The organism is Formivibrio citricus (assembly GCF_900115065.1).
Taxonomy (GTDB): Bacteria; Pseudomonadota; Gammaproteobacteria; order Burkholderiales; family Chitinibacteraceae; genus Formivibrio; species Formivibrio citricus.
In genome coordinates, this window is the sequence record NZ_FOVE01000003.1 from 40,418 (window position 1) to 65,441 (window position 25,024).

At 59.8% G+C, this 25,024-nt stretch carries 18 protein-coding genes; 14 read left to right on the forward strand and 4 right to left on the reverse strand.

From position 1 onward, the window contains the following. Positions 1 to 162: 162 nt before the first annotated feature. The 4 genes from hrcA to BMZ36_RS02565 all read left to right on the forward strand — a co-directional run bounded on the left by hrcA (position 163) and on the right by BMZ36_RS02565 (position 5,437). Positions 163 to 1,224, forward strand: coding sequence for a heat-inducible transcriptional repressor HrcA (gene hrcA / locus BMZ36_RS02550; protein ID WP_091190994.1), 1,062 nt, complete (start codon positions 163 to 165; stop codon positions 1,222 to 1,224). Then, positions 1,221 to 2,267 carry a lytic murein transglycosylase B gene (gene mltB / locus BMZ36_RS02555; protein ID WP_245747754.1) on the forward strand — a complete coding sequence of 349 codons (1,047 nt, stop codon included), beginning with the start codon at positions 1,221 to 1,223 and terminating at the stop codon, positions 2,265 to 2,267. Before hrcA ends, mltB begins: the two co-directional genes overlap by 4 nt. Before the next feature lie 78 nt (positions 2,268 to 2,345). Beyond that, positions 2,346 to 4,718 carry a PAS domain S-box protein gene (locus BMZ36_RS02560; protein ID WP_091191002.1) on the forward strand — a complete coding sequence of 791 codons (2,373 nt, stop codon included), beginning with the start codon at positions 2,346 to 2,348 and terminating at the stop codon, positions 4,716 to 4,718. After that, positions 4,715 to 5,437 carry an MMPL family transporter gene (locus BMZ36_RS02565; protein ID WP_091191006.1) on the forward strand — a complete coding sequence of 241 codons (723 nt, stop codon included), beginning with the start codon at positions 4,715 to 4,717 and terminating at the stop codon, positions 5,435 to 5,437. The genes BMZ36_RS02560 and BMZ36_RS02565 overlap by 4 nt, the downstream gene beginning before the upstream one ends. 310 nt (positions 5,438 to 5,747) lie before the next feature. Here the strand turns inward: BMZ36_RS02565 and rlmB are convergent, their stop codons facing one another. Together rlmB and BMZ36_RS02575 are read right to left on the reverse strand one after the other, a co-directional pair. Next, positions 5,748 to 6,497, reverse strand: a complete 750-nt coding sequence (gene rlmB / locus BMZ36_RS02570) for a 23S rRNA (guanosine(2251)-2'-O)-methyltransferase RlmB (RefSeq protein ID WP_091191013.1) — start codon at positions 6,495 to 6,497, stop codon at positions 5,748 to 5,750. A gap of 28 nt (positions 6,498 to 6,525) precedes the next feature. Next, positions 6,526 to 9,393 carry a bifunctional diguanylate cyclase/phosphodiesterase gene (locus BMZ36_RS02575; protein ID WP_177187747.1) on the reverse strand — a complete coding sequence of 956 codons (2,868 nt, stop codon included), beginning with the start codon at positions 9,391 to 9,393 and terminating at the stop codon, positions 6,526 to 6,528. Positions 9,394 to 9,544: 151 nt separating this feature from the next. Between BMZ36_RS02575 and mfd the strand changes: the two genes are divergently transcribed. From mfd to BMZ36_RS02625, 10 genes are all read left to right on the forward strand, one after another. Then, positions 9,545 to 12,976: a transcription-repair coupling factor gene (gene mfd / locus BMZ36_RS02580; protein WP_091191023.1), complete on the forward strand. Its 3,432-nt coding sequence runs from the start codon at positions 9,545 to 9,547 to the stop codon at positions 12,974 to 12,976. 147 nt (positions 12,977 to 13,123) lie between these two features. Next, complete coding sequence (gene fdxA, locus BMZ36_RS02585; protein ID WP_091191027.1) at positions 13,124 to 13,447, forward strand: ferredoxin FdxA; 324 nt, start codon at positions 13,124 to 13,126, stop codon at positions 13,445 to 13,447. A gap of 132 nt (positions 13,448 to 13,579) precedes the next feature. Next, a complete protein-coding gene (locus BMZ36_RS02590) occupies positions 13,580 to 13,891 on the forward strand; it encodes an ArsR/SmtB family transcription factor (RefSeq protein WP_177187748.1) in 312 nt (103 codons plus the stop codon). 133 nt (positions 13,892 to 14,024) lie between these two features. Continuing rightward, the gene (locus tag BMZ36_RS02595; RefSeq protein WP_091191031.1) at positions 14,025 to 18,788 is read left to right on the forward strand and encodes a BadF/BadG/BcrA/BcrD ATPase family protein; all 4,764 of its coding nucleotides are present in this window, start codon (positions 14,025 to 14,027) and stop codon (positions 18,786 to 18,788) included. 153 nt (positions 18,789 to 18,941) lie between these two features. Beyond that, on the forward strand, positions 18,942 to 19,310 hold the full coding sequence (gene rpsF / locus BMZ36_RS02600; RefSeq protein ID WP_091191037.1) for a 30S ribosomal protein S6: 369 nt from the start codon (positions 18,942 to 18,944) through the stop codon (positions 19,308 to 19,310). A gap of 7 nt (positions 19,311 to 19,317) precedes the next feature. Further along, complete coding sequence (priB, locus tag BMZ36_RS02605; RefSeq protein WP_245747755.1) at positions 19,318 to 19,623, forward strand: primosomal replication protein N; 306 nt, start codon at positions 19,318 to 19,320, stop codon at positions 19,621 to 19,623. A gap of 11 nt (positions 19,624 to 19,634) precedes the next feature. Next, positions 19,635 to 19,871 (forward strand): 30S ribosomal protein S18, encoded by a 237-nt coding sequence (gene rpsR, locus BMZ36_RS02610; RefSeq protein ID WP_091191040.1) that lies wholly within the window; start codon positions 19,635 to 19,637, stop codon positions 19,869 to 19,871. A 19-nt stretch (positions 19,872 to 19,890) separates the two neighbouring features. Continuing rightward, the gene (gene rplI, locus BMZ36_RS02615) at positions 19,891 to 20,340 is read left to right on the forward strand and encodes a 50S ribosomal protein L9 (RefSeq protein WP_091191044.1); all 450 of its coding nucleotides are present in this window, start codon (positions 19,891 to 19,893) and stop codon (positions 20,338 to 20,340) included. A 108-nt stretch (positions 20,341 to 20,448) separates the two neighbouring features. Next, complete coding sequence (locus tag BMZ36_RS02620) at positions 20,449 to 22,230, forward strand: sensor domain-containing diguanylate cyclase (RefSeq protein ID WP_091191048.1); 1,782 nt, start codon at positions 20,449 to 20,451, stop codon at positions 22,228 to 22,230. Continuing rightward, a complete protein-coding gene (locus tag BMZ36_RS02625; protein ID WP_091191052.1) occupies positions 22,227 to 22,949 on the forward strand; it encodes a thermonuclease family protein in 723 nt (240 codons plus the stop codon). Before BMZ36_RS02620 ends, BMZ36_RS02625 begins: the two co-directional genes overlap by 4 nt. 69 nt (positions 22,950 to 23,018) lie before the next feature. On the opposite strand, the gene BMZ36_RS02630 is transcribed toward BMZ36_RS02625, so the two are convergent. Together BMZ36_RS02630 and BMZ36_RS02635 are read right to left on the reverse strand one after the other, a co-directional pair. Further along, positions 23,019 to 23,705: a penicillin-insensitive murein endopeptidase gene (locus BMZ36_RS02630; protein WP_091191374.1), complete on the reverse strand. Its 687-nt coding sequence runs from the start codon at positions 23,703 to 23,705 to the stop codon at positions 23,019 to 23,021. A 37-nt stretch (positions 23,706 to 23,742) separates the two neighbouring features. Then, positions 23,743 to 25,023: a cell division protein ZipA C-terminal FtsZ-binding domain-containing protein gene (locus BMZ36_RS02635; RefSeq protein WP_091191055.1), complete on the reverse strand. Its 1,281-nt coding sequence runs from the start codon at positions 25,021 to 25,023 to the stop codon at positions 23,743 to 23,745. Position 25,024 lies beyond the last annotated feature (1 nt).

Genomic DNA, 25,024 nt, shown 5'->3' on the forward strand with positions numbered 1-25,024 from the left:
ATCAAAAGCTTATTTTTTATTTCCATACATTTCCCCCGGCTACGCCGGTGAAAACGGTACACAGGCTGGTTTTTCACCAGCCTGCTAATGGACAATATGGGTTAAAACACATAACCCGCGCTAAAATCCAGCACTACAATTTTCCAACAGAGGGACACCGACATGGGCCGCCCCGCCGCGCTCAACGACCGCGCACAGATCCTGCTTCGAACCCTGATCGAGCGTTACATCGCCGAAGGGCAGCCTGTCGGCTCGAAAACGCTTTCGCAGCATTCGGGACTGGAGGTCAGCCCGGCCACCATCCGCAACGTGATGTCCGATCTGGAGGAAATGGGCTTCGTCAGCAGCCCGCATACCTCGGCCGGGCGCATTCCGACCGTGCGCGGCTATCGCCTGTTCGTCGATTCACTGCTGGCCGTGCAACCGCTGAAAACCCTGGAAATCCGCGAGATCGAGGAGCAATTGCCTGTCGACAGCCCGCAGCGCACCATCGCTGCGGCGTCCCAGCTGCTTTCGCAATTCACGCATTTTGCCGGCGTGGTCATGGCGCCCAAGCGCCATGAGGTACTGCTCAAGCATGTGGAATTCCTGCAGCTTTCCGACCGGCGCGTGCTGTTGATCCTCGTCACCGGCGACGGCGACGTGCAGAACCGCATCATCCAGACCATGCGTCAGTTCGGACAAAGCGAACTGCAGGAAGCCGGCAACTTCCTCAACCAGCATTGCGCGGGAAAAACGCTGGCAAGCCTGGTGCAACTGGTGCAAAGCGAGCTGGTGCGCCTGAAAGGCGACATCGTGGCGCTGATGAATGCCGCCGTCGACGTCTCGACGAGCCTTTCAAGCCGTACCGAGGAAGTCGTCATCGCCGGCGAACACCAGTTGCTCGGCATCAGCGACCTGTCCTCGAATGTTTCCCGCATGAAACAGCTTTTCGATCTTTTCGAGCAGAAGACCTCGCTTCTGCAACTGCTGGAACTGGGCAGCCGCGCCGAGGGGGTGCAGATCTACATCGGCAACGAAGCCGGTCTTGCTCCGCTCGACGAATGCTCGGTCATCGCCGCGCCGTACAAGGTACAAGGCGAAGTGGTCGGCACGCTCGGCGTGATCGGCCCAACCCGCATGGCCTACGACCGGGTGATCCCGATCGTGGACATCACCGCGCGCCTGCTCTCCAGCGCGCTTTCATGGGGAAGCCTCGAAGGCTCCCGAAAGGAACCGGTTTGAACAAGCTCCTCGCCATTCTCTTCCTGTCCTGCGTCTGCCTCGTGGCAAACGCCGACCAGGCACTGGTCAACCGGGCCGAAGTCCAGGAATACATCGCCAGCACGGCACGCGAGCACGGCTTCAGCGAAGCGGAGCTCACCAACCTCTTCACCCGCATCCAGCCCAGGCCGCAGATTCTCGACATCTTCGAGCGCCCCGCGACGGCGCGCCCCTGGTACGTGTTCCGCCCCAACTTCGTCAACAAGAAACGCATCGACGCCGGCGCCGCGTTCTGGCGCAAGCATGAAAAGGAAATCGCCGAGATCAGCCGCGCCTATCAGGTCGACCCTGCCGTTGTCGTGGCCATCCTCGATGTCGAAACGCTGTTCGGCAAGAACATGGGCAACTTCCGTGTTCTGGACGTGCTCTCAACCGCCGCCTTCGACTACCCGCGCCGGGCGGAATTCTTCCGCAAGGAAATGACCGAATTCCTGCTGCTCGCGCGCGGCGAGAAACAGGACCCGCTCTCGTTCCGCGGCTCCTACGCCGGCGCGATGGGCTGGCCGCAGTTCATGCCCTCCTCGTTCCGCGCCTACGCCGTAGACTGGGATCGCGACGGGCGTCACGACATCTGGAATACGCCGGTCGATGCGATTGCCAGCGCCGCAAGCTATCTCGCCCAACATGGCTGGCTGGTCGACGGCGATACCTTCGCGCCGGTCAACGTTGAAGGCGAACATATTGCCGGCCTCATCGCAGACAAGTTCAACCTGCACTACACGGTTGCAGAATTGATGCAGAAAGGCGTCTCCCCGATCAGCGAACTCAAAACCGACCAGAAAGCCGTGCTGTTCGTGCTGGAAACCGAACCTGGGCAGATGAAGTACTACCTCGGCTTCAACAACTTCTACGTCATCACGCGCTATAACAAGAGTACGCTCTACGCGACTGCGGTACTGGAGCTCGCCCAAGCCATCCGGGAAGCCAGGATGCGCTTGGCATCAGCCCCAGCCAATCCGGACAAACCGGTCAAAACAGCAACAAAAAAGAAGAAGCGGGTGTGATTTTTCATTTGAAATCATCAGACCCCCAAGCCCCTTCTCGTCAGCCATACGTGGACAATCAGGAGCGATCCCCAAGAGATGTCAAACAATATTTCGTCCCCTGACAATTGGCTGCACGCTCTGGTCGAACAGACACTTGCCGGCATCTATGTTATCCAGAACGGTCACTTCCGATATGTGAACCAGGGTTTCGCCGACATATTTGGCTACGCTTCGCCGAGCGATATCATTGACCAGGTAAGCATCGACCAGCTGATTGCGCCAGAAGACCGACAAAAAGTCGCTGACAACGTGCGTCGCCGCGAAGACGGAACGGTCGCCGAAATGCGTTACACCTTCGTCGGACTGCGCCGGGATGGTCGCCGCATCAATATCGAAGTTCACGGCCGCAACATGGCTTTCAACGGTGCTCCTGCGGTGATCGGGATGCTCCTGGATGTAACCGAACGCAAACTGGCTGAAGCCGCGAGCAACGAAAAATTACGCGCGCTGTTTGAATTGTCGCCACTCGGTATCGCGCTCACCGACATGCAGGGGCGCTATGTGGAATTCAATGAAGCATTCCGGCGCATCTGCGGGTACTCGACCGAGGAATTACTGGCTCTGGACAACTGGAGCCTGACTCCCAAACGCTTCGAGTCCGACGAGGCCAGGCAACTTGAATCGCTTCAAAAATCGGGGCGTTACGGCCCCTACGAGAAAGAATACCTGCGCAAAGACGGCACGCCGGTGCCAATCCAGCTCAGCGGCATGCTGGTAACGGGTGGCGACGGCAAGAAATACATCTGGTCCATCGTTGAAGACATCAGCGCACGCAAACTGGCAGAAAAAAAACTCATCGAAAGCGAATCGCACCTGCAAACCCTGATTCATGCGATCCCCGACCTGATCTGGCTGAAAAATCCCGATGGCGTTTATCTGGCCTGCAATCAACGTTTTGAGCATTTTTTCGGCGCACCGGAAAAAGGCATTGTAGGCAAGACGGACTACGATTTTGTCAGCAAGGAGCTCGCCGATTTCTTCCGCGAGCACGACCGGCTCGCAATGGCGAAAGGCGCACCCAGCGTCAACGAGGAATGGATCACTTTTGCCAATGATGGTCATCGGGAGTTGCTTGAAACGACAAAGATGCCGGTACTCGATTCCCGTGGGCATTTGGTCGGTGTTTTGGGAATCGGCCACGACATCACCGAACGGCAGCTTGCCGCACAAAACCAGCGGATTGCTGCGATTGCCTTCGAATCCCAGCAGGGCATGGTCATTACCGATGCAAACAACGTCATCATCCGTGTCAACCAGGCTTTTTCCCGCATCACTGGTTACAGCACCGAAGAAGCCGTGGGACAGACGCCAAGCCTGCTCCGTTCCGGCCATCACAGCGGTGATTTTTATGCTGCCATGTGGGATAGCATTTTGACAAAAGGATCATGGCAAGGAGAAATCTGCAATCGGCGCAAGAATGGCGAGATATATCCCGAGTTGCTGACAATCACGGCAGTAAAAAACGATAGTGGTCAAATCACCCACTATGTCGCTGCGCTGATGGACATCACCGAACGCAAACGTCTCGAAAGCGAAATGGCTCAGCGCATCGAGGAACTCAAACTACTCAACCAGAAACTCGAAGAAGCGCAATCCCAGCTGATCCAGGCCGAAAAAATGTCGGCGGTCGGCCAGCTCGCGGCCGGCATCGCCCACGAGATCAACAACCCGGTCGGCTTCGTCAACTCCAACCTCGGAACGCTCAGGGAATATGCGCTCGACATGATGCGGTTGATTGATGCCTATCACCTGGTCGCTGAAACCTGCCAGCCCAATGTACCTGCCGTGGCCCATGCAAATACGCTCAGCAAGGAGATCGACATCGACTTCGTGCGTCAGGATGTGCTGTCACTGCTCAATGAATCCCGTGAAGGCCTGGAACGGGTCAAGCGCATCGTCGCCGATCTGAAGGATTTTTCGCGCGTGGGCGAATCGAAGTGGCAACTGGCCGACGTGCACAAATGCCTGGACAGCACGCTGAATGTGGTTTCGAACGAGATCAAGTACAAGGCAGAAGTCATCAAGGACTATGGCCCCCTGCCGGAAATCATGTGCATGCCGTTCCAGTTGAACCAGGTTTTCATGAACCTCATGGTCAACGCCGCGCATGCCATCAAGGAGCGTGGCACGATCTGGTTACGAACCAGACATGACGCGGGATCGCAAACCGTCTGGGTCGAGGTGGAAGACAACGGCAACGGTATCCCGCCAGAAAACCTGCAGCGGATTTTCGAGCCTTTCTTCACCACCAAGCCAGTCGGTGCCGGCACCGGGCTCGGCCTCTCGGTTTCCTACGGCATCGTCCAGAAGCATCAGGGGCAGATTGACGTGCGCAGCGAACCGGGCCAGGGCACCGTGTTCCGCGTTACCCTGCCGGTCAATCCGCAATTAACAGAAGGCTCCGCATGAAAAACATTGCAATCCGTCTGTGCCTGGCCTGGTTGACGATGGTACCGGCTTGGAGCCTGGCAGGAGAAGAACTCGGCACGGCGCTGTCCGCCAAAGGCGGGGAACCCGTTCCTTATGTCCTGAATTTCAAGAATCTCGCGCCGAAATATGTGCTGGTGCTGTTCCCCGGAGGGTCAGGCGTAGTCGACCCGCGAATGGAAGACGGGGAACTGGTTTATCGCGCCAAGGGCAATTTCCTGTTGCGCGCCCGGAAATTCCTGGTCGACGACGAATTCGTCACGGTCGCAACCAACTCCACCAGCGATACGGAAAAGGTTCAGACCCTGATCGACGATCTGAAAAAACGTTTTCCGCAAGCCCGAATCTATTTCATGGGAACCAGCCGGGGAACCTACGCCACCCTGGAATTGGCAGACTATCTAGCCGACAAAGTAGCCGGCGAAATCCATACCGCATCCATGGCCCGGATTGATGCCTTTGACGCGCGAAAACATGCCAACCGGCATTTGATTGTGCATCACAAGGATGACCCATGCTGGGTGACGCCGTTTGCTTCTGCAGAAGCGGCCCACAAGAAATACGGCAACGACTTCATCGCCATGGAAGGCGGAATCTCCGTGGGGAAAGCGTGCGAAGCTCGGTCTCATCACGGCTTTAACGGCATCGAGCAAGAAACTGCCGAAGCCATCAAGACGTGGGTGCGGCGCGACCACAAATAGCCAGGATCAGACGCACACCGCTTCAATCTGCGCCATTCCCGTGTGCGCACCCTGTCCCCCTCCACGGCAGACGGTTTTCCTTTCCCCCTTGGCCGGCGCCGAGGAAGTGGAGTGAGACAAGTTTGTTTACAAAATTGGCTCGCGACCGCCCGAGGGCAGCCCGGAGGGCCGCCAGGCGGGGTCGCCTTGGGGATGAAAGGGGGATTGGCGAGACAATCCCTCTTTCCCGCAGGCGGGGCGGAAACCTGCATTCAAAAGCACCGCGCCGCAGGCGCTTAGAACCTGGATTCCGGCCTGCGCCGGAATAGACTCACCCGCGTTCTGCCAGCATCTGCCGCTGCCTACGGCTTTCGGCCAGCACGATCCCGGTCGCAACCGACACATTCAGGCTTTCCACAGAACCGAACATCGGAATCGATACCAGCGTATCGCAGTGTTCGCGCGTCAGGCGGCGCATGCCATGGCCCTCCGCACCGAGCACCCACGCCAGCGGCCCGGTCTGCTCGAAATGGTAAAGGTCGGCGCTGCCTTCGGCATCGGTGCCGACGATCCAGACGCCGGCATCCTTGAGCTCGCGCAAGGTGCGGGCCAGGTTGGTGACCATGATGTAGGGCACGACTTCGGCCGCCCCGCAGGCCACCTTGGACACCGTGGCATTGATGGAAACGGACTTGTCCTTGGGCGCAATCACCGCATGCACGCCCATGGCATCGGCCACGCGCAGGCACGCGCCCAAGTTGTGCGGATCGGTGATGCCGTCGAGCACCAGCAGGAACGGCGGTTCCTCCAGGTCTTCGAGCACGTCTTCGAGCGCCACGAAGTTCTTCGAGGCATCGATCAGCGCCGCCACGCCCTGATGGCGCGCAGAACCGGCCAGCCCCTGCAAGCGCTCGGCATCGACCGGGAGCACGCGCCGCCCCTGTTTTTCCGCCAGCGCCAGGAGATCGCGCATGCGCGGGTCGCTGCGGCCTGCACTGACATAGACCTCCTGCACGCTGTCGGGCAAACGGCTCAAACGCGAACGGACGGCATGGAAGCCGTGGATGATTTTTTTCTGCATGAAGTCAATCTCTTATAAATCTGGAAGATCAGAGGGCAGAGCCCATATCGAGCACCTGCCGCACCGACTTGGGAAGAAGGTCGGCGGCCAGCGGCTTGCTGTAATGATACCCCTGCGCCACGGTACATCCTATGTGGCGAAGGTAACTGGACTGGGTGGAATTTTCCACGCCCTCGGCCACGACCGTCAGGCGCAACTTGGTCGCCATCTCGACGATGGCCTCGACAATCGCGGCCATGTCGCCGTCTTCCGGCAAGGGAGAGATAAAGGAACGGTCGATCTTGAGCGTATCGAGCGGGAACTGCTTGAGGTACGACAGTGAGGAGTAGCCGCTGCCGAAATCGTCGATTGCGATACGCACGCCCATTTCACGCAACTCTGCCAACACGGCGCTGGCGTTTTCCGGATTTTCCATCAGGGCGTTTTCGGTAATTTCGAGCTCCAGCCGCTCGCCCTCCAGTCCTGACTCATCCAGCGCGCTGCATACGATATCCAGCAAGTGCCCGCGGCGGAACTGGCGCGGCGACAAGTTGACGGCGATACAGCGCACGTCGATTCCCTCATCCAGCCAGGTCCGCATCTGGCGGCAAGCTTCGCGGATCGCCCATTCGCCGATGATCTCGATGATCCCTGTTTCTTCCGCCAACGGAATGAAGCTCCCCGGCGGCACCATGCCCAGTTCCGGATGCTGCCAGCGGATCAGGGCTTCGACGCCGTGGAACTCTTCGCCAGCCAGCACGAACTGTGGTTGGTAATGCAGTACGAACTGGCTCTGAGCTACCGCCGTATGCAGGCAACCTTCCATGCGACCGCGCTCGAAAACCTGGGCGATCATTTCCTGGGAGTGGAAGGCAAAGGTGTTCTTGCCCATATCCTTGGCGCGGTACATCGCCAGATCGGCGGCCTGCATCAACCCGGAAGAATCCTTGGCATCGACAGGGAAACGGCTGATACCGATACTGCAGGTTACGAACAATTCATGTCCGCGCACCGCACAGGGACGAGCAATTTCATCGATGATCCGGCGCGCGATCGTTGCCAATCCGGCGTCGGGCAACGTCTCTTCCAATATCACCATGAATTCGTCGCCGCCGAAACGGGCGATGAAATCGCGCTCCTTCAGGCAATGGCACAAGCGTTGTGCAATCACCTGCAAAAGCTCGTCGCCAACCGCATGGCCCAGCGTATCGTTGACCGTCTTGAAACGGTCCAGATCGATGAACAGTACTGCGAGCCGCCCATCTCCGCAGCAGACCTGCTCCAGCCTCTCCTGCAGCGAGGAACGGTTGAACAACTGGGTCAGCGGATCGCGCTGCGCCAGGAACTGCAGGCGGCTCTCGGCCTCCTTGCGCGCGGAAAAATCGCTGAACACGGCCACGCGATGCGTGATTCGCCCGCTTTCGTCGCAAACGTTGCTGATCGATCCCCAAGCAGGGTAGGTCTCCCCGCTCTTGCGCCAGCCGGGTATCTCGCCCTGCCAGCTCCCCAGATCGCGCAGGCTGTTTTCCACTTCCTGCCCGAAAACCGTACCTTGGGCAATTTGCCGGAAGGTGGCGCACATCTTGCCGATGGCTTCTTCCGGAGCAAAACCGGTGATACGGGTAAACGCCGGGTTGACCGCAATGATCCTGCCCACCACGTCGGTGATCACGATACCTTCCGAGGCGTTCTCGAACACCTGCGCGGAAAGCCGCAGTTGCTGTTCGGCAACCAGCCGCTCGCTCATGTCGGTGGCAACGAAACAGTTGCCCAGGAGCTTGCCGTCCAGATCGAGCAGCGGTTGCTGGTTGCACATCAGGGTGCGGGGCGCGGTTTGCGCGTTGACGGTGCACTCGAACGAGCAGCTCTGCTGCGCGCTTGTGAGCGCCGGCAAACCAAGGTGTTCGCGCAACGGCGCAGAAGGAAAACCGGCCAGGTTGCGGTTCTGCCCGCCCACCAGTTGAAGCAGGGACTGGTTGGCATAGACCAGCCGCCCTTCGACATCCTCGAAAAACACCGGATTAGGCATCGCGTTCAGAATGGCATCGAGCTTGTGGCGTTCGGCGGCCAGTTCACGCCGGGAGTTCTCCTCTTCGTCGCTGGATGCAGCGAGCAACACACCGGTCACCGTCACCATCAGCAGGAAAAGCTGCGCTGGCAGAATCGCCACGCTGTATACGCCAGCCAGGGAATGCGTCAACGAAAACGCCAGCGTCAACGCCACCAAGGCAGCGCCGGTCTGCCCGATCCGCAGCGCGGCCCAGATGGCCACAGGCAGCAGCAGGAACTGCCAACCGGAAGGATTGGGGCCTTCAAGGCTGTAGATCAGACAAGCGCCTGCAGCACAGGCCATCACGGCCAGCATCAGTTCCAGAAAACGCTGGCGGAATGCGGGCCTCCATCCCTCGCGCATGGACAGCACCAGCGGCACCATCACCAGAAAACCGACCAGATCTGACGACCAGAAAGAAAAGAAACGATGCCATGCCGGCATGTCCGAAGAAAGTATCAAGTACCCGCCCGGTATCAGCCCTCCCAGCAGAGTGGAAAGCAGCATCAGGCCGGCCCCACCCAGCACCAGGTGCGAAGCAGCCTCACGCAACCTTATCCTTGGACTCGACAGCAAGGATTTCAGCAACCAAGCGCCAAGCGCTGCCGTACCTACGGAAACAAGCGCCAGCCAGACAGCCGCCTGTCCGGAAAAACCGCGCAACAAGGGCACCGCCAGTGCAACAGGTACAAAAAACAGGCTGTAGTGCACCCCGTTGAGCAGCATGAGCACGGCCATGAGTCCGATCAGCGGGCAAACGAAGAGCATGTCGCAGAAAAGAAATCCCGCGACCTTGCTCAACAAAGCCATCAACAGCAGGCCGCCGCCCAGGAGTAACCCGGCGCGCCAATCGGAGGAGCGAAACATCTTTGGATACAGGGGCATGCTTGTAAGGAAGCCCCGATATTCTTTGATATACGGTCAAAAATCAATCGAATCCGTACATATTTTCGGCCCGCCACCGCTGGCGCGTATAATCCCGCCAACTGATTCGCCAACCGATTGATCCCCCGCTCCCATGCAACTCCCTGCCCTGCCCCGCCCTCAGGAACGCCTGCAACTCGCCACCCCGCACGGCTCGGCCGATGCCTTGCTGCTGGCGCATTACGCCACGCAAGCGCAGCCGCTCGTCATCCTCGCGGCCAGCGCCCAGACCGCCTTGCGCCTGAAAGAAGAGCTCGCCTTTTTCCTGCCGCAGAAAACCATCGTCCTGCTGCCGGACTGGGAAACGCTGCCCTACGACCATTTCTCGCCGCATCACGACCTGATCTCGGAACGGCTCGCGAGCCTGTGGCAGATCAGGAACAACGAAGCGCAGGTCGTGATTGTTCCGGTGCAGACCGCCATGGGGGTACTGCCTCCCGTCGAGTACCTGACCGCGTATTCGTTCTTCCTCAAGAAGGGGCAGAAATTCGACGCCGACAAGCTGCGCGCCGATCTCGCGTTTGCGGGTTACAGCAACGTTACGCAGGTGTACGGGCCGGGCGAATTTTCGATCCGCGGCGGACTGATCGACCTTTTCCCGATGGGCTCACCGCTGCCCTACCGCATCGATCTCTTCGGCGACGAGATCGAAACCATCCGCACCTTCGACGTGGACACCCAGCGCAGCCTCTACCCGGTGCCGGAGATCCGTCTGCTGCCCGCCCGCGAATTCCCGCTTGACGACGGCGGGCGCAGCAAGTTCCGCCAGCGCTTCCGGGAGGAGTTCGAGGGAGACCCGTCGAAGTCCCGGCTCTACAAGGACATTTCTGCAGGCAGCACGCCTGCCGGTATCGAGTATTACCTGCCGCTGTTCTTCGACCACACCGCCACGCTGTTCGATTACCTGCCCAAGGAAGCCGTACTCACCCTGCATGGCGAGATACTGCCAGCCGCCGAGCAATTCTGGCGCGACGTGGAATCGCGCCACCGGCTGCTGGCCGGCGAGAAAGACCGCCCGCTGCTGCCTCCCGCCAGCCTGTTTCTGGCCCCGGATCGTTTCATGGGCGCACTCAAGGATTACCGGCGCATTGAACTGACCGCGCCAGAAATCCCCCCTGCCCCCCCTTTGGCAAAGGGGGGTACTCCCCTGTCCATCCCGCTCCCCAGCCTTGCCGTCGACCGCCGCGCCGAAAACCCGCTCAAAAAACTGCAGGATTTTCTGGCCGGTCACGCAGGCCGCACGCTGATCTGCGCCGAAAGTCTGGGGCGGCGCGAAACCATGGCACAGTACTTTGCCGAGTACAGCCTGAAACCGGCCCTGGCCGAGTCCTGGGAAGATGCGCTGACGCGCAGCGACCCCGTCCTGCTCATCGCCGCACCGCTGTTCAACGGCTTCATCCGCACCGAAGACGGATTGGCCCTCATCACCGAGGCCGACCTCTACCCGAGCGTAGCGCAAAGCCGCGGCAAGAAGCAGCAAAAGCGCAGCAACACCGATGCGATGCTGCGCGACCTCTCCGAACTCAAGATCGGCGATCCGGTGGTGCACGAAGCGCATGGCATCGGCCGCTATCAGGGCCTGATCTCGATGGATCTGGGCGAAGGCGAAACCGAATTGCTGGTGCTGGAATACGCCGGCGACGACAAGCTCTACGTGCCGGTGAGCCAGTTGCACGTCATCAGCCGCTACTCGGGCGGCGCCATGGATACCGCGCCCCTGCACAAGCTCGGTTCCGGTACTTGGGAAAAAGCCAAGCGCAAGGCCGCCGAGCAGGTGCGCGATACCGCAGCCGAACTCTTGAACCTTTACGCCCGCCGTGCAGCGCGCCAGGGGCATGCCTTCGACTGGTCATTGCACGACTACGATGCATTTGCCGAGGGCTTTGGCTTCGAGGAAACCGCCGACCAGGCCGCCGCCATCGAAGCCGTTCTCGTCGACATGCGTATCGGCAAGCCGATGGATCGGCTGGTCTGCGGCGATGTCGGCTTCGGCAAGACCGAAGTCGCGCTACGCGCCGCGTTTGCCGCAGTCACCGGTGGCAAGCAGGTCGCCGTACTGGTGCCGACCACGCTGCTCGCCGAACAGCACTTCCAGACTTTCAGCGACCGCTTTGCCGACTGGCCGGTGAAGATTGTCGAGCTATCGCGCTTTCGCTCACAGAAGGAAACCACCGCCGCGCTCAAGGGCATTGCCGATGGCTCGGTCGATATCGTGATCGGCACGCACAAGCTGGTGCAGCCCGACGTGCAGTTCAAGCAATTGGGCCTCGTCATCATCGACGAGGAACACCGCTTCGGTGTGCGCCAGAAAGAGCAGTTGAAAGCCCTGCGCGCCGACGTAGACGTACTGACCCTGACCGCCACGCCGATCCCGCGCACTTTGGCGATGTCACTCGAAGGGCTGCGCGATTTCTCGGTCATCGCCACCGCGCCGTCCAAACGCCTCGCAGTCAAAACCTTCGTCGCCAAATACGGCGACGGTGTGATCCGCGAAGCCGTGCTGCGCGAGCTCAAGCGCGGCGGGCAGGTGTTCTTCCTGCACAACGAAGTCGACACCATCGAGAACATGCGCGAAAAGCTCACCGCCCTGCTGCCGGAAGCGCGCATCGGCATGGCACACGGCCAGATGAAGGAGCGCGAACTCGAACACGTGATGCGCGATTTCTACCAGCAGCGCTTCAACATCCTGCTGTGCACCACCATCATCGAAACCGGCATCGACGTCCCCAACGCCAACACCATCCTCATGAACCGCGCCGACAAATTTGGGCTGGCACAACTGCACCAGATGCGCGGCCGCGTCGGGCGCTCGCACCACCAGGCTTATTGCTACCTGCTGGTCAACGAGCCGGAAGCCCTCACGGCCGGGGCCAAGAAACGTCTGGAGGCAATTCAGGCCATGGAAGAACTTGGCTCAGGCTTCTATCTGGCCATGCACGATCTGGAAATCCGCGGCGCGGGCGAAGTGCTGGGCGATTCGCAATCGGGCGAAATGCAGGAAATCGGCTTTGCGCTCTACTCGCAAATGCTCAATGAAGCCGTCAAAGCCATGAAGGCCGGCAAGGAGCCGGATCTGACCCAGCCGCTGGGCGTGACCACCGAAATCAACCTCCACGCCCCGGCGCTGCTGCCCAACGACTACAGCCCGGACGTACACGAACGCCTGTCGCTCTACAAACGACTGGCGAACTGCGAAACCGGCGAGGACCTCGACGACCTGATGCAGGAACTCATCGACCGTTTCGGCCTCTTGCCCGACGCCGCACGCACCCTGCTCGATTGCCACCGCCTGCGCATGCTCGCCAAGCCGCTCGGCATCCAGAAAATCGACGCCGCCGACAGCGCCATCGTCATCACTTTCGGAGCCAAAACGCCGGTCGATCCGATGCGTATCATCGGCCTGATCCAGAGCAAAAAGAACTACAAACTCGCAGGGCAGGATCGCCTGCGCATTGAAGGCAACTGGCCGGAAGCCAGCCTGCGGGCGGTACGGGTCAAGGAAATACTGGGGGAATTGAAGGGATGAATCGTCTTGGTCTTGGTACCACCCTGGTTCCGGTGGAATCGATTGTTTTTGAAAACTTCAGAAACCCGCAATCCTGGCGAGTCTTGCAACCATCCTCTAGAATCTTTCCACGCCCCCAATAACAACCATCCGCACAAAGGACACATCATGGCCCACGTTGTTACCGATGCCTGCGTCAAATGCAAATACACCGACTGCGTCGATGTCTGCCCGGTAGACTGCTTCCGCGAAGGCCCCAACTTCCTGGTCATCAATCCGGACGAATGCATCGACTGCACGCTGTGCGTGGCCGAATGCCCGGTCGAGGCCATCTACTCGGAAGACGACGTGCCGGAAAACATGCAGGAATACATCGCCCTGAATGCCGAACTCTCGCAAATCTGGCCGCCGATCGTCGAAAAGAAAGACCCGCTGCCCGAACACGAAAAATGGGCTTTGGTTTCGGGCAAGAAAAACCAGATCGAGCGCTGATCCGCTCCTGCCCATTTCTATTCAACGCCGTGCATGGTCTGTACGGCGTTTGAATATCCCGTCCATTTCATTTCGTCACGCTGACACACAGAATGCTTGACCCATCATGTCGACATATCTAAGATCGTCGACATGAAAACACGCTACCAGAAAGTCATCCCGGACGAATGGCTCGACATGTCCAGAGTTTTCACCGCTCTGGGCGATCCGCATCGGCAACGCATCCTGCTTCTCTTCGAGCCAGGCGAACGGCTCAATGCCGGGCAGGTAGCCGATGCCTCCACACTGTCGCGCTCCACCGTATCTCACCACCTGAAGATTCTGCGTGAAGCACAGGTTCTGGATGCCGAAAAAATCGGCAAGGAAGTCTGGTTTTCGATCAACAAACCTTTTCTGGAAGAAGCCCTTGGCAACGTGCTCGGTTATATACGCGAACACGTCTGACAGGTTTTGTTATGTAAAACAAAAAAACACCCTACCCAATCAACGCAAACATTGACACAAGCGTTGCTTGCCTGCACATTCAGCACCCTGTTTTTTGCGGCGACAAGACGCCCAGATATCGGAGACCTCCTGCATGAACCTGGCCGATGCCAATGCTCTTCAAAAACCGGATATCAACCAGAACAAGACCGGCGAACGCCTGTATATCGATGCCGGCGTGGGCCATCTGCGACTGCGCGTCTGCGCCGCAGACGGCACCCAAATCGAGAACGTCGTCCTGCCCAGTAACCGCGACCTGCGCGGCGTGTTCGAGGAGCAACGGGTCACCGAACGCTTCGGCGGCGGCGAGGATTGCGCCGTGTTCATCACCGGTAAACTGGCACCGATGGTTCGCCAGGCATTGGGCGGGGGCAAGGTATTCCTGCACGCTGCGGCACAGTGGCTGGCTGCGCGCGAGCGGGTTGCGGCAACCCATGCAGCATCGCTGGCGATGATCGAGATTTCCGCCTCCGGCTACGGCCTGGTCGGCGTGGATAAAGAAGGCCAACTCAAGGACGACCTGCTGGTCGCCAACCCGCGCTGCGGGGCCGGTTCGGGCGTCAACCTCGATCGCGTACTGCAGAAACTGGGACTGAATCGCAGCCAGGTGGACGAAGTGCTCGCCGACTATCTGGGCGAAATTGGCCGTGAACGGCGCGAAAAGATCACCACCCGCGCCGACCGCTGCGGCGTGTTCGGCTCGTCGGCCACGATTTCCGACAAGAATCAGGGCATCCCGCTCGCCGTCGCACTCGCCACCACGATCAAATCCGAAGTACTGAAGGTTTGCCGCAAACTGCCGGAGGGCTTCGAGCACGCCATCATGCTCGGGCGTTTCTTCAACTGGCAGTTCGTGCGCGACTGCGCCGAAGACCACCTGCGCGCGCTCGGCGTCAAGACCATCGAATACGATCCGGACAATACGCTGGTGCTCGATGCGCTGCACCGCATGATCGAGCGCGTCGGCCCGGATGCACTGGCCCAGCCCGATACACGCCTCTTGAGCGAACCCAGCCTCAAGGAATATCCGCCCTTTACCGAGCGCAAGGCCAGTTTCGAAGCCGCCCACCTCTACACCCGCATGCCCTCCCCCGGCATGAAAGTCGCCCCCCCCGCAAACATGGCCGCATTGCCGGTGCATATCGGGCTGGATGTCGGCTCGACCATGGCCAAGGTCGCCATGACGGACGACAGCGGCGAGCTGGTTTTCCTGGATGCCTATAGTAATGCAGGCGACACGATTGCCACCGTCAAGCGCGTGCTGACCGATCTGCGCGAGCGTGGCATCGAATCGCTCAACGTGCGCTCGATCGGCATTACCGGCTCAGCGCGCTATCAGGTGCGAGAAGCGCTTTCGCGCATCTACCCGCAGCTCGATTCGCGCATCGCCGTGCTGGTGGAAAACTACGCCCATGCCCGTGGCTCCATCGACCAGGCGCGGCAGCATCTCGTCGATCTCAAGGCCGCCGGCATTACCGATCTCAACGAGGATTTCTGCATCCTGGTCGACATCGGAGGCGAGGACACCAAGATTTCCACGCTGGCGCTGAAAGAAGCCGAACTCTTCAACAACGCCATGAACATCAAGTGCTCGGCCGGCACCGGCAGCCTGATGGATACGCTTTCGACGCTGTTCGGCATCCCCGGCGCGGGCGAAGCCAGCAAAGCCGCGATGGCCGCGCCGCGCTCGTTTGAAATCAACGCCACCTGCGCCGTGTTCCTGATGGAAAACGCGCAGAAGCTGCAAGCGCAGGGCATCCCGCGCGACGAAATCCTCGCCTCGGCCAACTGGGCCATCGTCGAGAACATGGCGCGCACGCTGTGGAGCCAGGTCGAACTGCCGCCGCGCACCGTCGTGCTGCTGCACGGCCAGACCATGCTCTCCGACCCGTTGCCGCTCGCCGTCACCCACCGCCTGCAGGAATACCTGGGCGAGCCATCCTACAGCCTGGTTCCGCCCTACCCCGGCCACCGCGCCTGTATCGGCCTGATTCGCACCATGCTGCGCACCGCGCCCGAAGGCGCGGAGGCGATGCCGTTTGCCGATTTCATCGATGCCGAATTCGAAAAGCGCATCATCCAGTGCAAGGGCGCGGCCTGCGAAGACCCGGAAGCCGTCTGCAACCGCACCAGCCTGAAATGCCGCGGCTCGGACGGCAAGAGTTTCACTTTCACGCTCGGCGGCTGCTCGGCGATCAACGAACTTTTTGCAAAAGCCAAAGACAACAAGGCCGGCAAAACAGCCGCGACCGCGCAGGCCCGCGATACCTACAAGGAAATCTGGGATTTCATCGACAGCCGCCACCCGCGCAGCGACGACCCGTACCGCCTGGTCATCCCCCGCAGTTTCGTGGTTTCGGAATGGGCGCACTTCCTGTCGCAGATTTTTGTCACGCTCGGACTGCCGGTACACGTCGACAACGTGCGCGACCAGGATCTTTCCCGCGCCCAGCCGCATTTCGACGTGGACAGTTGCGCCCCGCACATGGGCGCGGTCGGCCAGTTCACACGGCTGGCAGGTGAGCCGCACGGCATCATCCTCGCGCCGCAAATCGAAATCCTGCCCACCAACGGCAAAAGCATGGGGCGCACCTGTACCCTGAACCAGGGCGGAGTGGCCGTTGCCAAGGGGCTCGCGGAAAACGCACACCCCAATGCACGCTTCCACCTCTTCAACGTCAACCTGTCCGCGCTGGAAGCGGGTGCGATCTGCGATCAGCTTTTCGACCGTCTGCAAGCCGTATTCCGTTTCTACAACATCACCCCGGACCGGGCCGGCTTCACAGCCGCAATCCAGAGCGCGCTTGACGCTCGCCAGACCCTGCGTGCCGAAACCGCCGATCTTGCCGCCGGCATGATCGAAGAAGCCCATGCCGCCGGGCAGCGCATCGCGCTCGTCGTCGGCCGCGAATACCTGCTCAACCCCGGAATCTACGACAGCCACGTGCGCCGCCTGCTGCGCGACAAGCAAATGCTCGCCATCCCGAGCTACGTACTGGACGTGGAACTCGACGAGGACTTCGGCCATATCTACTGGCGCAACCCGCACCTCATCGCCAGCATCCTGCACGCTGTAGCGGAAAAGCGCCTGCACGAACGCGTCAAGCAACCGCGTCTCGCGGCAATCCTCGGGCAGATCGAATCCGGCGAAGACCTGTTGCCGGTGGTGCAGATTTCCACCTTCTGCTGCGGCCCGGACAGCGTCACCCAGCCCCTGATGTCGGAGCTGATGAAAAAGCGTCCCTTCCTGCTGATCCAGTCCGACGCGATCATCAAAGAACTCGCGCACCTGGAAAACCGCGTCAACACCTATGTGCGGCAACTGGAACTGGGCTTGCACGGCAAGCTGCGCATGGGCGACGACAGCGCATTCGAGATCCGCACGCTCGACCAGCTCGAAAACGAACGACCGATGAACCGGGATACCGATGTCATCTACTTCCCCACCCTCGCCGACAACCGTGTACTGACCAGCACCTTGCGTGGCGCGGGTTTCACCTGCGTCGACAACTACACGGACGGCTTCGACCTGCAAGACCTGATCAAATCCGGGCGCAAGGCAGTAGGCGACGCAGTTTGCGCACCGATGGCCGCCGTCTATGGCGACCTGCAACGCGCCACGGCCGATTTCTCCCGTCGCAAGGCCGGGAACGATCCGCTGCTCGCCGGCAAGTCCCGTCTGCTGTTCTTCAACAACGCCGGCACCGGCCCCTGCCGCCAGGGACAGTACGTCGAAGTCCACAAGCTGATGGTGCATCGCGAGCGCAACCGCAGTCGCGACGCCGCAGCCGACGAATGCCATAACGGCCTTGAATCCGTGATGCGCTTCCTCGTCGCGCGCGAGTCGGCCGGCTACAACTTCGGTCTTGAGGAATGGTCGCTGCTGCGCCTGTACCAAGGCGCCATCCTGCAGGGCGTGTTGCAGGAAATCCTGTTCACCGGCGGAGCCAACTGCCGCGACTATGCCGAGTACGAAACCTTCCTGGCCGAATACCGGAAGATGAAGGAAGAAGTCTACGCCGCACTGGAAGCCTTCCACGGGCCGGGCGCACTCGGCCGCGCCGCAGTCGATCTTCTCGGCACACCAGCCAAATACTTCGCCTACCGCCTGCACGGACGCGATCTGACCGAACCGCTCAAACGCTTTGCCGCCCGCTGGATCGATGGCCGCGCCCCCGCGCAAAAACCGTTGTCCGTCCATATCACGGGCGAGGTCTACATGCGCGTCGCCCAGGCCGAGGACATCTTCCGCACCTTGCTCGCCACGCTCGGCTTCGGCCGCTTCCATCTGGAAACGGCGCCGGTATGGGGCTATCTCGAATATCTGGTTGAAGAAGCGGCAGAAGACGCACGCGAAGCCATTGCCACGGCCGAAGCCAAACTGGCTCGCCAAGGCAACGACAGCGAAACAGCAAAAACTTTGCAAGAGGCCCGCGCAAAGCTCAAGCGCATCGGCCACCTGCGCTGGATGCTGCGCAACCTGCTGGCCAAGCCGCTCTACGACGCTGCCGGCCTTTCACTGCCGAAGGCTGCCGCAAAAACCATGGAAGCTGCGAAGGAAGTCCTGCCGACCCTGCGCCCGATCGGCGAACTCGGCCCCTACGCAGGCGAAATCATCATGGGGCTGCGCGAAGGGCATGATGTTTTCCTCAACGTGGCCCCCACCGGCTGCATGGTTTCCACGATGGGCCAGGTCTTCGCCCCGCGCCTGCGCGCCGCCGCCGAAGGCGAAGGACGCATCCAGCACCTGTTCTCGGCCGACGGCGAAGTCAACGCCGAAACACTGGCGCTGGCCATGCTCAAGCGTTTGGGGCCGGAAGGGTTTTTCGTGCGGACACCTGCCCCGGCCCAAGCCTGAACGCCGGCAACATCCCCTGTCCGGTACGACACCGGCAGGGGATGCTCCGCCAAACCACTTGAGCAAGTTGCGTTTTTCCCATAAAATGCCGCGTTTTCCCCCTTGCCTGACCGCAGTCGCTAGCGGCAGGCTGCTTAGCCAAAAGGAGTACTCATGCGACATTACGAGATCGTATTCATCGTGCACCCCGATCAAAGCGAGCAAGTGCCCGCAATGATCGAGCGCTACAAGTCCATCATCACCGCCGGCAACGGCGTGATCCATCGTCTGGAAGACTGGGGCCGCCGCCAACTGGCTTACCCGATCCAGAAGATCCACAAGGCTCACTACGTTCTGATGAACATCGAAATCGGCCAGGAAACCTTGGACGAACTCGAACACGCCTTCAAGTTCAACGACGCCGTTCTGCGCCATCTGACCATCAAGATGGAACAGGCCGTGACCGAAGCCTCCCCGATGATGAAGGAATCGGAAAAGGCCAAGTCGCTGACTCCGGCTGCCGAAGCTCCGGCTGCAGCCTGATCGGGCATTGGACAACTGCAACCAGGTCAGGCTGACAGGCACATTGCTTGCCACAGGACCGCTGCGACACACCCCCGCTGGACTGCCGATTCTCGAAACCGTGATCGTGCACCAGTCGGAACAGCAGGAAGCCGGCAGGCCAAGAAAGGTTGATTGCGAAGCGCCGATTCTGGCCATGGGCGAAACCGCCCTCGCACTTCACCGCAGCCCGCCGGGCGCCAGAATGACCGTAAAGGGATTTCTGGCTGCAAGAAGCCTGCGTCGCAAGCAAGACCTTGTGTTGCACATCGAAGAATTTGAATTGCTGAATTGAGGAATACACACATGAAACCCGCACCGCGCAACCTGTTCCGGCGGAAAAAGTTCTGCCGCTTCACCGCCGAAGGCATCACCCAGATCGACTACAAGGACATCGCGATCCTGAAGGAATTCATCGTCGAAAACGGCAAGATCATTCCGGCCCGCATCACCGGCACCAAGGCCAAGTACCAGCGTCAGCTCTCCACCGCGATCAAGCGCGCCCGCTTCCTCGCCCTGCTGCCGTACTCCGACCAACACTAAGCGAGAAGGAACCTAGAACATGCAAATCATCCTGCTCGAAAAAGTTGCCAACCTCGGCGATCTTGGTACCGTGGTCAAAGTCAAGGACGGCTACGCCCGCAACTTCCTGATCCCGCAAGGCAAGGCCAAGCGTGCATCCGAAGCCAACCTGAAGGAATTCGAAGCTCGCCGCGCCGAACTCGAAAAACGCCAGGCTGAAATCTTCGCCGCCGCTCAGGAACGTGCCGGCAAGCTGGAAGGCGCTGCCATCACCGTCGCCCAGAAGGCTGGCGTGGACGGCCGTCTGTTCGGCTCCGTAACCAACCACGACATCGCAGAAGCCATTACCGCTTCCGGCGTTGAAGTGAAGAAATTCGAAGTCCGCCTGCCGGAAGGCCCGCTCAAGCAAGTCGGCGAATACGACATTGCTCTGGCCCTGCACCACGACGTAGTTGTGAACGTCAAGGTCAATGTAGTCGGCGAAAACTAAGCCGCTGCATCACCCCAGCAAAAAGACGCCTCGCGGGGCGTCTTTTTGTTTGCCTGTCATCGGTCAAGGACATCATAATCTCCTGACTCCAATCTGCTGCGCCCGATCATGAGCAAACCCAGCAACCCGACTGAAATCGCCCGCGAAACACTGAAACAGCTTGCTGTGCGCCGCATTGTTCCTACGCCGGATCACTATGAAGCAATCTACCACCAGATAGCGCAAACTCCGGAAGAAGAACGCCTGCATCCGGGCCTGAAGCAAATCGTCGAATCGCTCGCAGCCCTGCCACAGCAAACGCCGGAACTGCAACGCAAACTCGGCGAGTTGCGCAAGACCGCTTCGGCAGAGGACTGGCCCGCGTTTCCGAAACTGCTTTTCAGTTGCCTGGAAGGGCAAGGCGCACAAGCCGAACTCACCCGCAACTGGTCCGACCTGATCCGCGACCTGATCCGCCAATGGGATCTGCGCAACCCGGTCTTCACGCCCAGCCGCAAGAAGGATGCCCTGGAAAAGGTGCTGATCAACTTCGGCAGCGACAGCGGTGCGCTCAACGAAAAACTGGCCGGACTGGTTCGCTCCTGGAGCGAAACAGGCACCGAAGGTTCCGGAGGCGCGGCTGCAGAGACCTCTCGCGAACAAGCATACGAGGCCGATGCCATTGTACCGGCAGCCGGAACAGGCTGGGCAGACTGGCGCAACGCACTGGTCCAGGCACTGCAACTCGGCGTGGAAGCGCGGCTTGCGCACAACCCCGACCTGCAGGAAGAAGCCGCCAGTCTGGCCAACGAAGCCGCCCGCATCGAACACGAAGCCGGCTTGCAAGCCCTCACACCCCGTCTGCGCAAATTCTGGCTCAAGCTCGAACTGCAGAACGATCAGGAAATGCGCCTGTGCGACGGGCTGCTCAGTCTGTTGCGCCTGTTGACCGACAACATGGCTGAAGTCGTAATCGACGACGAATGGGTGCAGGGGCAGATCGCCGTCGTGCAGAAGATCATGTCGCAACCCTTGGACATGAGCCTGATCTACAGCGTGGAAGCCGGTCTCAAGGAAGTGCTGTTCAAACAAGGCCAGCTCAAGCACAACCTGAAGGAAGCGCAGACTGTTCTCAAGGACATGATTGCCACCTTCATCGACCGGCTGGGATCGCTCTCGGATTCGACCGACAACTACCACAGCAAGATCACGGTCTACGCGGAAAAGATCCAGAAGGCCAACGACCTGCCGAGCATCAGCCATGTGATGGAAGACCTGTTGCAGGATACGCGCTCGATGCAACTCGACGTGCAGCGTTCCCGCGACGAGATGAGAGAAGCCCAGCGCAAGGCCGACGAAGCACAGCAGAAAATCCGCGATCTGGAAAAAGAACTGCAGGCCGTCAGCGAAAAGGTGCGCGTTGATCAGCTCACCGGTGCACTGAACCGGCGCGGGCTGGAAGAAGTCTTCGAGGTCGAGCTTGCCCGCACCCAGCGCAGCCACCTGCCGTTCGCCATCGCCCTGCTCGACATCGACAACTTCAAGAAACTCAACGACACCAAAGGTCACGCTGCGGGCGACGCCGCCCTCACCCACCTCGTTCGCGTCATCAAGGACATGCTGCGCCCCACCGATACGGTCGCCCGCTACGGTGGCGAGGAATTCGTGATCCTGTTGCCGGAAACCTCGCTCAAGGAAGCCGTTTCCGTGCTGCAGCGTCTGCAGCGCGAACTGACCAAGCGCTTCTTCATGCACAACAACGAAAAGCTGCTGATCACCTTCAGCGCCGGCATCACGCTGGTCGATCACAAGGAACCGCGCGAAGCCGCACTGAGCCGCGCCGACCAGGCCATGTACCAGGCCAAGCGACTCGGAAAAAACCGCGTGGAAGTCATGCTGGCAGAGCAATGAATCTGCGGACCGGACTATGGAAAACCAGCCTGCTTCTGGCTGCCAGCCTTGTTTTACCCCTGCAGGTTCACGCCAGGACACTGCACGGCACCGTCATCGGAATCAGCGACGGCGACACGCTGACGCTGCTCTCCAATCAGCGCCAACACAAGGTACGCCTGGCGCAAATCGATGCACCGGAAAAAGATCAACCCTACGGACAGCGCGCCAAACGTTCGCTCTCCGATCTTGCCTACCGCCGCGAAGCGCGTGTGGAAGTCGAAGCTGAAGACAAGTACGGCCGCACCGTCGGCACCATCTGGATCAACGGGCGCAACATCAACGAGGAACAGCTCCGGCGCGGCATGGCTTGGGTCTACACCCAGTACGCCCACAGCCCGGAATTGTTGACTATCCAGCAGGAGGCCCGTCAGGCGCAACGCGGCCTCTGGGCCGACGCCAACCCGACCCCGCCATGGAAATGGCGTCACACCCGCCCATCGGCCAGCCACAGCCAATGGGGATGGCTATCGTGGTTGAAATTCTGGAAATCCGGACACAAGCAAAGCAAACCCGCCCCGATCCGCGAAGGCTTGAGCACCCCGCAGCAATGCGGCGCCAAACAATATTGCAAGGAAATGACGAGTTGCGAGGAAGCGCGTTTTTATCTGGAGCAGTGCGGATTGAAGCAATTGGACGGGAATGGTGACGGGGTGCCTTGCGAGGCGTTGTGCAGGTAGCACGAGGTCATTACTTGACGCGGCAGAATACCCTCTCAGGCGCTGTACTCACGAACATTTCACTCAGTTTTAGATAGGCTTGCATGGAATAGAAAAATCAATGTGGTAATGCTCATCGTGGCGAACCCAAGCATTGCCTTTCATGAAATTCATGTTGGACTGTAAATACGCCCCGCGCTTTGCAGCAAAGAGCTTCGGCAAATACGGCGGATCGAAGATGGCCAGTGAAATACCTGCACCACGAGCCTTGGCTGCGACATCCAACTGATAAAGATGTTCTGCCATCGCCTCAAAATCAATGACATATCCCTCATATTTGCCGTTGGCGTCAAAATCGATGGCATACCCGAATTTGTTGCCGATACCCGTTGGCAAAGGAATCGAACGACCTTGCCCATCAATAATCGGGACAAAAAAATCGACAGACAAACCATTCTTGTGGGTTCGGTGCGGTCTAATTCTTCCTCCAGAAGACCAACCCGTCTCGCCGTAAACAAATACTTTCCCGGCGGCAGACTGCTCCAAAGCACCATAAGCTGCCAAAACGATTTCCGCGACTTTTGAATGGACATAAGTTCGTCCAAGACTGGCTCCCAGCGGGCTATAGGCCGAAAAATTCTTCCCTTCAACTGGCAATTTGACACCATTTTCAAGTCGACCGTTCGACACAGTGCCAAAACAAGTGCTCTCCGCTGCATAAGCAATTCCCGCAATGCTCATGCAGAAGAGGGTAACGATAATTAGGATGAAGCGCATTTGATACGAGTCTCGATCTCTGCACTCGACCTTAGACTCAGGCAAACAACCGCAGCGCCGCCATCGAGCCCGCAGCAATGCCCTTGTCGTCCATGCGGGCGTAAATGGTTGTGAGCTGCTTGCGGATGTTGGCAAGGCTGGCTTCGGTCAGCGGCTTGCCGTTGTCGTCGGCAAGCTCGCCACCGAGTGCACTGGAAAGGCTGTGCGCGAAATCGGCCAGGTAATCGAATACCGCCAGCCCGCCAGCCACGCGCGGCACGTCGAAGAGCAGGGTCAGGCCATCAGAGGTCGTGCCGAACGGCGTTTCGTCCTGGTTGGCAAGCGTGAAGAGCGTTTTGCCGGAATCGCTACGGTAATGGAAGCAGCCATCCGGTCCGCGCACGAGGCCGGCATTCTCGGCCAGTACGCGCACCTTTTCCATCGGGAACGGCATTTCCGCCGGCAGGATGTTGAGACCGATCAACACGTCCACCCCCGCACAGAACTGGTCGAGCGACTGGGCTGCGGCGATCTTGCCCGAGCGTTGCGGGAAGGTCACCACGGCGTCGAATTCGTCGGCAAACTGCTGCACACCCATACAGAAGGCATTGAGCTGTTCCTGGGTCAACGCCCCCTGGCGATCCGCAAGCTGCAAACCCACGCGCAGCTCGGTATAGCGGCTGTGACCTGAGTGATGTACGACTTCCCACTGGTCGTCGTCCCTGAGCCCCAGGGTGACGATGCGTTTTGCGCCTGGGAAGATCGGCACATTGGCTGCAGGAATCAGCTCGCCGGCATGGATTTCGGCGATGAAATCGAGCGCCGGATCAAGCAGGGAGGATGTGACTTCGTCGGCTTCGCGCTCTGGTTCATGAGCTACCGGAGCAGCGGCGGAAAATTGGGGTTCCTGGCGGACAGGTTCCGGCTTGACCGGCTCGACATGAACTTGCGTTGCGACCTTGCGGGCCGCCAGCGCGGCTTCCGGATCAACGAAATCGTCCAGGTCCTCATCATCGATGGCATTGAACGGTTCGGCCGCATGGGCGGGGGCCACCGGCACTTCCGGCTCAACCGCACGTAAGACGGGAATCACGGGCTCGGTCTTCGACTCGACCTTGGGCTCAACTTTGGGTTGGCCGTGGATGATGGGTTCAAGGCGGTGCGTTTCACCGCTGCGGACCATGTTCTTGGGAGTTTCCAGCAACACATCGGGCTGGTTGCGCGCGAAGGATTTCTGCACCTGCTTGCGATAGCGGCGTTCCTGCCACCAGTTGTAGGCATAGACAAGTACGACAATGGCGCCACCGCCAATCAGCGAATACAGTTGCAAATCAGTCATG

Excerpts from the sequence above, each read along its gene's own strand:
- hrcA (WP_091190994.1), top strand. The coding sequence starts at position 163 with ATGGGCCGCCCCGCCGCGCTCAACGACCGCGCACAGATCCTGCTTCGA.
- BMZ36_RS02560 (WP_091191002.1), top strand. The coding sequence starts at position 2,346 with ATGTCAAACAATATTTCGTCCCCTGACAATTGGCTGCACGCTCTGGTC.
- BMZ36_RS02565 (WP_091191006.1), top strand. The coding sequence starts at position 4,715 with ATGAAAAACATTGCAATCCGTCTGTGCCTGGCCTGGTTGACGATGGTA.
- rlmB (WP_091191013.1), bottom strand. The coding sequence starts at position 6,497 with ATGCAGAAAAAAATCATCCACGGCTTCCATGCCGTCCGTTCGCGTTTG.
- BMZ36_RS02575 (WP_177187747.1), bottom strand. The coding sequence starts at position 9,393 with ATGTTTCGCTCCTCCGATTGGCGCGCCGGGTTACTCCTGGGCGGCGGC.
- mfd (WP_091191023.1), top strand. The coding sequence starts at position 9,545 with ATGCAACTCCCTGCCCTGCCCCGCCCTCAGGAACGCCTGCAACTCGCC.
- fdxA (WP_091191027.1), top strand. The coding sequence starts at position 13,124 with ATGGCCCACGTTGTTACCGATGCCTGCGTCAAATGCAAATACACCGAC.
- BMZ36_RS02590 (WP_177187748.1), top strand. The coding sequence starts at position 13,580 with ATGAAAACACGCTACCAGAAAGTCATCCCGGACGAATGGCTCGACATG.
- BMZ36_RS02595 (WP_091191031.1), top strand. The coding sequence starts at position 14,025 with ATGAACCTGGCCGATGCCAATGCTCTTCAAAAACCGGATATCAACCAG.
- rpsF (WP_091191037.1), top strand. The coding sequence starts at position 18,942 with ATGCGACATTACGAGATCGTATTCATCGTGCACCCCGATCAAAGCGAG.
- rpsR (WP_091191040.1), top strand. The coding sequence starts at position 19,635 with ATGAAACCCGCACCGCGCAACCTGTTCCGGCGGAAAAAGTTCTGCCGC.
- rplI (WP_091191044.1), top strand. The coding sequence starts at position 19,891 with ATGCAAATCATCCTGCTCGAAAAAGTTGCCAACCTCGGCGATCTTGGT.
- BMZ36_RS02620 (WP_091191048.1), top strand. The coding sequence starts at position 20,449 with ATGAGCAAACCCAGCAACCCGACTGAAATCGCCCGCGAAACACTGAAA.
- BMZ36_RS02625 (WP_091191052.1), top strand. The coding sequence starts at position 22,227 with ATGAATCTGCGGACCGGACTATGGAAAACCAGCCTGCTTCTGGCTGCC.
- BMZ36_RS02630 (WP_091191374.1), bottom strand. The coding sequence starts at position 23,705 with ATGCGCTTCATCCTAATTATCGTTACCCTCTTCTGCATGAGCATTGCG.
- BMZ36_RS02635 (WP_091191055.1), bottom strand. The coding sequence starts at position 25,023 with ATGACTGATTTGCAACTGTATTCGCTGATTGGCGGTGGCGCCATTGTC.